The organism is Planomonospora antibiotica, assembly GCF_014647955.1.
Lineage (GTDB): Bacteria > Actinomycetota > Actinomycetes > Streptosporangiales > Streptosporangiaceae > Planomonospora > Planomonospora parontospora.
On record NZ_BMQE01000098.1, the window covers coordinates 1 to 7,743 of the forward strand.

At 69.2% G+C, this 7,743-nt stretch carries 8 protein-coding genes; 4 read left to right on the forward strand and 4 right to left on the reverse strand.

Going from position 1 to position 7,743, the window contains the following annotated elements:
* Positions 1-669 (forward strand): phosphotransferase (locus tag IEZ06_RS35170; protein ID WP_189240996.1); only part of this gene is annotated, 669 nt, incomplete at its 5' end.
* A 66-nt stretch (positions 670-735) separates the two neighbouring features.
* Here IEZ06_RS35170 and IEZ06_RS35175 read toward each other — a convergent pair.
* Positions 736-1,725, reverse strand: coding sequence for a helix-turn-helix transcriptional regulator (locus IEZ06_RS35175; protein WP_189240997.1), 990 nt, complete (start codon positions 1,723-1,725; stop codon positions 736-738).
* A gap of 53 nt (positions 1,726-1,778) precedes the next feature.
* Here IEZ06_RS35175 and IEZ06_RS35180 point away from each other — a divergent pair, with 53 nt between their 5' ends.
* Both IEZ06_RS35180 and IEZ06_RS35185 read left to right on the forward strand, forming a co-directional pair.
* Positions 1,779-3,263: an MFS transporter gene (locus IEZ06_RS35180; RefSeq protein WP_229799132.1), complete on the forward strand. Its 1,485-nt coding sequence runs from the start codon at positions 1,779-1,781 to the stop codon at positions 3,261-3,263.
* Positions 3,264-3,500: 237 nt separating this feature from the next.
* Positions 3,501-5,036, forward strand: coding sequence for an ISL3 family transposase (locus IEZ06_RS35185; protein WP_229799134.1), 1,536 nt, complete (start codon positions 3,501-3,503; stop codon positions 5,034-5,036).
* A 108-nt stretch (positions 5,037-5,144) separates the two neighbouring features.
* Here IEZ06_RS35185 and IEZ06_RS35190 read toward each other — a convergent pair whose 3' ends face one another.
* The 3 genes from IEZ06_RS35190 to IEZ06_RS35200 all read right to left on the reverse strand — a co-directional run bounded on the left by IEZ06_RS35190 (position 5,145) and on the right by IEZ06_RS35200 (position 6,978).
* Positions 5,145-5,744, reverse strand: a complete 600-nt coding sequence (locus IEZ06_RS35190) for a dihydrofolate reductase family protein (protein ID WP_189240998.1) — start codon at positions 5,742-5,744, stop codon at positions 5,145-5,147.
* A complete protein-coding gene (locus IEZ06_RS35195; RefSeq protein ID WP_189240999.1) occupies positions 5,741-6,619 on the reverse strand; it encodes a metalloregulator ArsR/SmtB family transcription factor in 879 nt (292 codons plus the stop codon). The genes IEZ06_RS35190 and IEZ06_RS35195 overlap by 4 nt, the downstream gene beginning before the upstream one ends.
* A 212-nt stretch (positions 6,620-6,831) precedes the next feature.
* Positions 6,832-6,978 carry a hypothetical protein gene (locus IEZ06_RS35200; RefSeq protein WP_189241000.1) on the reverse strand — a complete coding sequence of 49 codons (147 nt, stop codon included), beginning with the start codon at positions 6,976-6,978 and terminating at the stop codon, positions 6,832-6,834.
* Positions 6,979-7,443: 465 nt separating this feature from the next.
* On the opposite strand from IEZ06_RS35200, the gene IEZ06_RS35205 reads away from it, so the two are divergent.
* A complete protein-coding gene (locus tag IEZ06_RS35205) occupies positions 7,444-7,731 on the forward strand; it encodes a transposase (RefSeq protein ID WP_189241001.1) in 288 nt (95 codons plus the stop codon).
* The last annotated feature ends 12 nt before the right edge of the window (positions 7,732-7,743 follow it).

A 7,743-nucleotide genomic window follows, 5' to 3' on the forward strand; every position in this document is an offset into this window, starting at 1 on the left:
CAGCGCCTCGGCGAGCCCTCCGCTCTGTTTCCTCGTCCCTGGACCGTCACCACCTGGGTGCCGGGTGAGCCGGCCGACCGCGCCCCCGTCACGCGCGCCGCGGAGGCGGCCGATGTCTTGGCCGCTTTCCTAACGGCTTTGCACCGGCCCGCCCCCGCTGAGGCGCCCGTCGGCCGCTTCGGCCGCGGAAGGCCGCTGGCCGGCTGCTCCGAGGGGTTCGCCGGCCAGCTCGCTGCGGTCACCGAGCTGGGGCTCATCCCCGACCCGGATGCTGTGCGCGCGGTCTGGGACGACGCCGCCGCCGCGCCCGGCTGGGCCGGCCCGGCGCTGTGGCTCCACGGCGACCTGCATCCGGCCAACGTCCTGACCTCGGACGGCACCATCTGCGGCGTGATCGACTTCGGTGACCTATGCGCGGGAGATCCGGCCTGCGACCTGGCTGCCGCGTGGATTCTGCTGCCGGACGGCGCCGTCGACCGCCTCCATGCCGCCTACCAGCCGGCTCTGGACGCCGCGACCCTGCGCCGCGCCCGCGGATGGGCGGTGGGCCGCGCCCTCAGCGGCATCCTCATCGGAGAGGCCGGCGTCCGCGGCCGCCCGGGCGGCAAGGCCACGTGGGGCCCACCCGCTCACGCCGCACTGCGACGCCTCATCGCAACCGATCGCTGATCAATCATTCACAGGCCTGTCGGGATTAGAACGTTTTCGTTCCGTTGTTCCAGGCGCGGGCCGACTTCACCGCCCTGGCCGAGGCCGCGTAGCGGGTCCGAGTCCTCTGCTGATTCGGGTACGCAGGGAGTGCAGGGCTTGTCTGAGTTCGGCCGGTTCGATGTCTGTGATGTCGGCGTCGAAGGTGAGGAGTAGTCCTGCCAGTCCTGGCCATGACCATGCGCCGAGTGTGAGTCGGCACGTGGTTTTGGTGTCGTACTCGACTGTCGATCCGCCAGGGGCGAACCGGGCGACGGTAGAGGCGGGCAGGGCGAGGATGACTGAGCCGCGGCATTGCCATTCGGCGACGGCGTCTCCGCGGTCGTGTGCGGTCATGACGAAGGCGACGGGATCGCCGTGCGGGATGTCACGTCGGTCGAAGGGGGTGTGTGTGGGCATGTGCGGTTTGAAGCGGTCCACGCGCATCGCGCGCCATCGGTCCGCGTTCGGGTCGAAGGCGACCAGGTACCAGCGTGCGGCCCAGACCACGAGGTCATGCGGCTCCAGCGTGAGGGTGACGGGTTCGCCGTCGCCGGTGTAGTCCACGCGAACGAGGTGCTGCCGGTTGATCGCGCTGCCGATGGCGCGGACGATCTCCGTATCGATTGGTGGCGCGGGGAACTCCCAGTAGTTGCGAGCTGAGGAGACGGTGAACGCTTCGGCGTGCAGGCGACTGCGCGCGGGCATCGCCTGGTGCAGCGTGGCGAGAGCGCGGGCTGCGTTCTCGCGGATGCCGGACAGGACCGTCGGCACGGTCTGGAGCGCGACGGCCGTGGCGACGGCCTGGTCCTCGTCGAAGACGACCGGCGGCAGGCGGGTGGCGCGACCGAGCCGATATCCGCCGCCCGCTCCGCGGACGGCCTCGATCTCGTACCCGAGATCCCGGAGCGTATCGATATCGCGACGCACGGTTCTTACCGACGCTCCGAGCCGAGTGGCGAGTTCCCCGGCGGTCAGGGTCTCACCGATCCCGAAGATCGACAGCAGTTTGAGTGTCCGCGTAGAAGTAGTAGCCATGATTCTCCGACCTTCTCACCGAAAGCGGTCACTCCACGGCAACTATGCCGACGATGGTGGTCGACATGACCGATTCACCAAGCCCCCGAAAGGGCACCCACACCACCGAGGCATCTCCGACACTCAGCGCCGGCACAACCATGGCACTGCTGGTGGTGCTCTTCGGTTCCTTCATGGACCTTCTCGACGCGACGATCGTCACTGTTGCGGCCCCGGCGATAGCCCAAGATCTAGGTGCCGGCGACGCTCAGATCCAGTGGACGATCGCCGCCTACACCCTCACCCTGGGCGCGGGCCTGATCACCGGTGGACGGCTCGGAGATCAGTACGGCCGCAAGCGGCTGTTCACGATTGGGCTGGCCGGGTTCATGGCCACCTCGGCGCTGTGCGCGCTGGCCGTCGATCCGGGAATGCTCATTGGCATGAGGGCCGGGCAGGGACTGACCGCAGGGATCATGGTCCCGCAGGTGTTCGGGATCATCCGGGCATCCTTCCCTCCGGGTGAGCGTGCCAAGGCGTTCGGCGCCTACGGAGCGGTCCAGGGCCTCGCCTCGGTCGCCGGCCCGCTGCTGGGCGGGCTGCTCGTCGACATCAACCTGTTCAACCTGGGCTGGCGCACGATCTTCTGGATCAATGTGCCCGTCTCAATCTTGGCACTCGTCATCGGCGCGAAGGTCCTGCCGGAGTCCCGTTCCGCCTCGACCGCGCGACTGGACCTTCCAGGTGCGCTCCTCGCGGCCACGGGCATACTTCTCCTGCTGCTTCCGATCATCCAGACCGAGACATGGGGATGGACCTGGGCCAGTTACGCTCTCCTCGCGGCCGGAATCATCATGCTCGCGACCTTCCTGGCCTACGAGCGCCGCCTCACCGGACGCGGAGACGAGCCCGTCTTCGACCCAGCCCTGCTGAGAATCCGCGCCTTTGCAGTCGGTCTGAGCGCTTCAGCGCTCTTCTTCGGCGGCATCGGGTCGTACTTCCTCACCCTCTCGATCTACCTCCAGAACGGAACTGGCCGGACCGCATGGGAGACCGGCCTGGTGATCCTCCCGTACGCGCTCGGCTCGATCGTCACCTCCGGCATCGGCGTCGCTCTCGCCGCCAAGGCGGGCAGAACGCTCCTGATCACCGGCTCGCTCACCATCGCGGCATCTCAGCTCGTTCTGTGGTCCATCGTCAAGGACGGTAACGATCCCGGATACTGGCTCCTGGCCCTCGCGCTCTTCATCGGTGGCCTCGGGCTCGGTCTCGCCGCACCCATTCTCGTCAACGTCGTCCTCGCAGGCGTTCCCGGACGCAACGCAGGGGCCGCGGGCGGGGTGCTCTCCACCGTCAATCAGATCGGCGGCGCCGCCGGGATCGCCGTGCTCGGCACGATCTTCTTCGCCGCCGTTACCGGTTCAGCCACCGGAGCACCGGTACTGCCCGACTACAGTCACGCGCTCAGCATCGTCCTGATCGTCTCCGCCGTGCTCTACATGATCACGGCGTTCGTGATGCTCGCACTCCCGAAAGCCGCAGTCGAGCACGCCGAGTAGAGAACCCATGCCATACGCGGCGCGCAGGGCCGCAAGGTCACCTACACTCTCACCGACCGCGGCAGTCTCTCCCGCGGCGTCGAGGCGCTCGTGCAGCTCCAAACGGACCTTCTCGGCGCGCTCACGCCCGCCCAGCTCGCCGATCTGCAAGACGGCCTGGCTGCGGGACTGTACAAACAACAACGGCTCTGTCCCGTAATCGGTGGTGGCCGTGCGTCACCGGTGCCAGGCTGGGGTGTGCTGGAGATCGACGCTCTTGCCGGTGTGGTGTTTTCGAGGTTGTCCGCCCTGGTCATCGAGGACATGGTGGACGAAGGCGATCTGATCCGGGTGGTGGCGCGGACCCGGGACGATCCCGTGCCGGGCCCGGTGTGCGGGACGCCGACCGGCCGGGTGCACGGGTTCTGCGGCCGGATGATCGCGGACCTTCCCGTGGACGGCCGGCGAGTGGTGGTGTCGGTGCGGGTGCGGCGGATGGCCTGCCCGGTATGGAGTTGCCCGCGGCGGACGTTCCGGGAGCAGGTGCCCGGGCCGCTGGAGCGCTACCAACGCCGGACGAACCGACTCGCCGACCAGTCGGACGCGGTGGTGAGAGAACTCGCAGGCCGGGCGAGTGCCCGGCTGTCTGGGGCCTTGGGCGCGCAGGCAGCGCGGTCGACCGCGCTGCGGCTGCTCAGGAGGCTGCCGCTGCCTGCGGTCGGAGTACCGCGGGTGCTGGGCGTCGATGACTTCGTGTTGAGGCGCCGCCACCGCTGCGCCACGATCCTCATCGACGCCCAGACCGGGACGCGGATCGACGTGCTGCCTGGCCGCGGCGCCGAGGTGCCGGAGGCGTGGCTGCGTGCCCGTCCCGGCGTGGAGATCGTCTGCCGGGACGGTTCCCTCGCCTACGGCGAGGCCGTCCGCCGGGCACTGCCCGACGCGGTGCAGGTCAGCGACAGGTGGCACCTGTGGCGAAACCTCTGCGACAAGACCCTGGCCGAGGTCCGCTCCCATACCTCCTGCTGGGCGGCGGTCAACCCGCCCCGTCCCGGGGGCGTCCGCGAGCAGACCACCCGCGAGCGCTGGCAGCAGGTTCACGACCTTCTCGGCAAGGGTGTCGGCCTGCTGGAATGCGCCCGCCGACTCGGCGTGTCCCTGAACACCGTCAAACGCTACGCCCACAGGAGCGAGCCCGAGGAGGCCCGCCGTGCTCCGCGCTATCGGCAGACCCTCGTCGCCCCTACCGCGACCACCTGCGCGCCCGCCGCGCACATGATCCGCCCCGTCCCGGTGGTGCGGCTGTTCCATGAGATCGAGGAACTCGGCTACACCGGCAGCCTCAACCTCCTCTACCGCTACCTCACCCAGGGCCGGGCCGAAGGCGACCGGCCCGTCACCACCGCCCGCCATTTCACCCGCCTCCTGCTCACCGACCCCGACCGGCTACGCGACCCCGACACCGAACTGCTGCGGGATCTCACCGCCGCATGCCCCGAGCTGACCGAACTCGCCCGCCTCATCCACGCCTTCGCCGGCCTGCTCACCCCCGCCGCCGGAAACGAAATCCAACTCACCGCATGGATCACTACCGCGCGCGCTACCGACCTACCTCACCTGCACGGCTTCGCCAACGGACCGGAACTCGACCGCTCAGCCGTCGATGCCGCTCTCACCCTGCCCCATCACAACGGCCGCACCGAAGGCGTCAACACCCGCACGAAGAGAATCATGCGACAGATGCACGGCCGGGCCGGATTCGATCTCCTACGCCACCGCATCCTGCTGCCGTGAAGATCACCCAGCGCTACCACCGATTACGGGACAAAGCCGATTACGGGACAGAGCCGTTGTTGTTTGTTTGTTTGTACAGTCCCCCGCCGGGTCCGCTGATCGTCCGGCTCAGCGGACCCGGTCGTAGACCATGGCCATCTCACCCAGCTCACCGGTCTCCTGGTGGGTGAGCCTCCATGTCGACGTCGGCAGACCGTCGTCGAACAGCCGCTGCCCGCCCCCGGCGATCTCGGGGAAGATCATGAGATACAGCCGGTCGAGCAGGTCCGCCGCCAGGAGCGGCTTGATGAGGCTCGAGCTGCTGTTGACCAGGATGTCACCCTCACCGATGGCCTTGAGTTCGGCGACGACGTCCGCGACGGGAGCGTTCACCACGCGGGTGCGTTCCCACGGCGCTTTGTCCAGGGTGGTCGAGAAGACCACCTTCTCTGTGCCGACCAGCCATTTCGCGTATCCGCGATCACGCGGGTCAGCGTTGTCGTCTTCGGTGATCGGCGGCCAGTACCCCATGAACCCCTCGGCGTTGATCCGGCCCAGCAGCGCCGTCGTCGCGCCCTCCCAGATGCGGGTCATGTGGTCTCGCGCCACCTCGCTAGTCACGTACGGGGCGAATGCTTCGAAATCGTGCGGTCCGCCGGGACCGTTGTAGCGTCCGTCGAGGGTGAGGCTCAGGTTCGCGGTCACCTTGCGGCCGGTATGGCTGGTCACTTCGTGCTCCTTGTGTCGGTACCGTGCGGGATGTCGGGGTCGTGCGGGTCCGCGGCGAGGGCTGCGGCGAGCTTGTCGAGGCTCTGGCCGAAGCCGATATCGATGCCTGCGATGAAGTCCGCGGAGTCGACGGTGCTGTCGGCGATCCGCCAGTGGACGTCGAGGTCGGTGCCGGTGCCGGTGCCGGTGCCGGTGGGCCGGAGGCCGATGCCGACGTGGGCGGTGAAGGCGAGGCCGCCGTCGGGAAGCAGCGGGGAGAGTCGGTAGGCGAGGCGCTCGCCGGGCCGTGCGTCGACGACGACTCCCTCGGCGCGTCCGGCGACGGAGTCGGAGCCGTCGGCGTCCTCGGCATCGCGGTACTCGTGGACGATCCGCCCGCCCGGCCGCGCCTCGAAGACGAGCTCGGAGATGCGCAGATCGTCGGGCGTCCACCACCGGGCGAGCAGAGAGGTCTCGGTCAGATGGCGCCAGACCAGCTCGGGGCGCCCCGGCAGCGACCGGTGGAATCCGAATGATCGACCGTCGGCCCAGCCCGGCGCCTCGGCGGCGAGCCGCTCGGCGTGAAGGCTGAGTCCGTAGCGCTCGTAGGTCTCGTGTGGGCCGCGGGCCTGCTCCGCGGTGTCGGCGAGTCGGGCGAGCGCGGCCGCCAGCTCCCGCAGGGCACCGGGCCGGAGCGCGTAGATGCGGCGTTGGCCGGTGCGCTGGGAGACGACGACGCCGGCGCGCTCAAGGATCTGCAGATGCTTGGTCGTCTGCGGCTGGCGCGCCTGGGCGAGTTGGGCGAGGACACCGACCGGGCGGGGCCGTTCGGCCAGCAGATTCACGAGCCGCCAGCGGGCCGGGTCGGCCAGTGCGGCGAGGAGTAGTGCGTCCACGGAGCAGAGTATTCCCTGAAAAGAATATTCGTGTCAAGGAATGCTAGGGATGAAAGGGCTGACGGAGATCCTCCTACCCGTCACGGCCCCGGCCCTCGGGACACCTCACGGATTACGGCGTGACGCTTAGCGCGGCCGAATGTCTTCGGAGCGCAGGACCGAGCAGTGCCAGGCCCCGGCCTTGGACGGGGACAAGAGGGACACGAAGCGGCTCATGCTCCGGGCTCCTCGAGGACGAGCCGCTCGGCGGAGGCGGTGGTCACCGTCCGCTGCCTGCCGGTGATCCGCTGGACCCGCTCGGTGCGGCGGTCGCGGGCGCGAGCGACCTCGTCTCGTTCGGCCGGGGTGAGGTCGCCCATGATCTCGGCGTGGGTGTCCGGCCGGCGCGACAGTCCCGCGGTGCAGGGTGTAGGTGACGGCGTCGGCCAGCTCGCCTTTGCTCATCCGGGTGGGATCGGTGGTCGTGCTCCGCCGGCCGGCCGGCGCGGTGGCGCGCTGGTCCTGGCCGCTGTCGGCCGGGACGGGCAGAGGGTCGTCCTCCAGCGCCCGGTACAGCGTCCACCGCCCCACCTTCAGGGCCTTGGCGATGGCGGTGACGGACTCGCCGCGGGCCGGAGCGGGCGGCGACCGGCAGCGCGGTTTGCTCGTCCCGGCCAAGCCGATCACTGCTTGCGCGCCGTGCCCGCGCGAGGGGGGCGGCTCATCCTCGGTCGGTGATTTCGGTCGCCCACGCGCGCAGCCCGGCCAGGAAACCTTCTGAGGTGCCTAGCAGATTCCGGACAGTCAGCTACATAAGCTGACAGAAATCCGGAAGAGGTAGGTACGTGACGAGGCGTCGCAGGCAGCAGTTCTCGCCCGAGTTCAAGGAAGAAGCCGTCCGCATGGTGCTGGAGGGCGAGCGGACGGTCGCGTCGGTGGCACGCGAGTTCGGGATCAACGCCAGCACCCTGGGCAGTTGGGTGCACCGGCACCGGATCGTGCACGGCCAGGACGAGCAGCCGCTGTCCGGGCCGGAGCGGGCCCGGATCCGCGAACTGGAGCGGGAGAACGCCGAGCTGCGAGAGACCCGCGTTCCGCGTAATTCAGGGCCCCTAGAGGCTGGCACGACCTGAACGTGCTGGTCA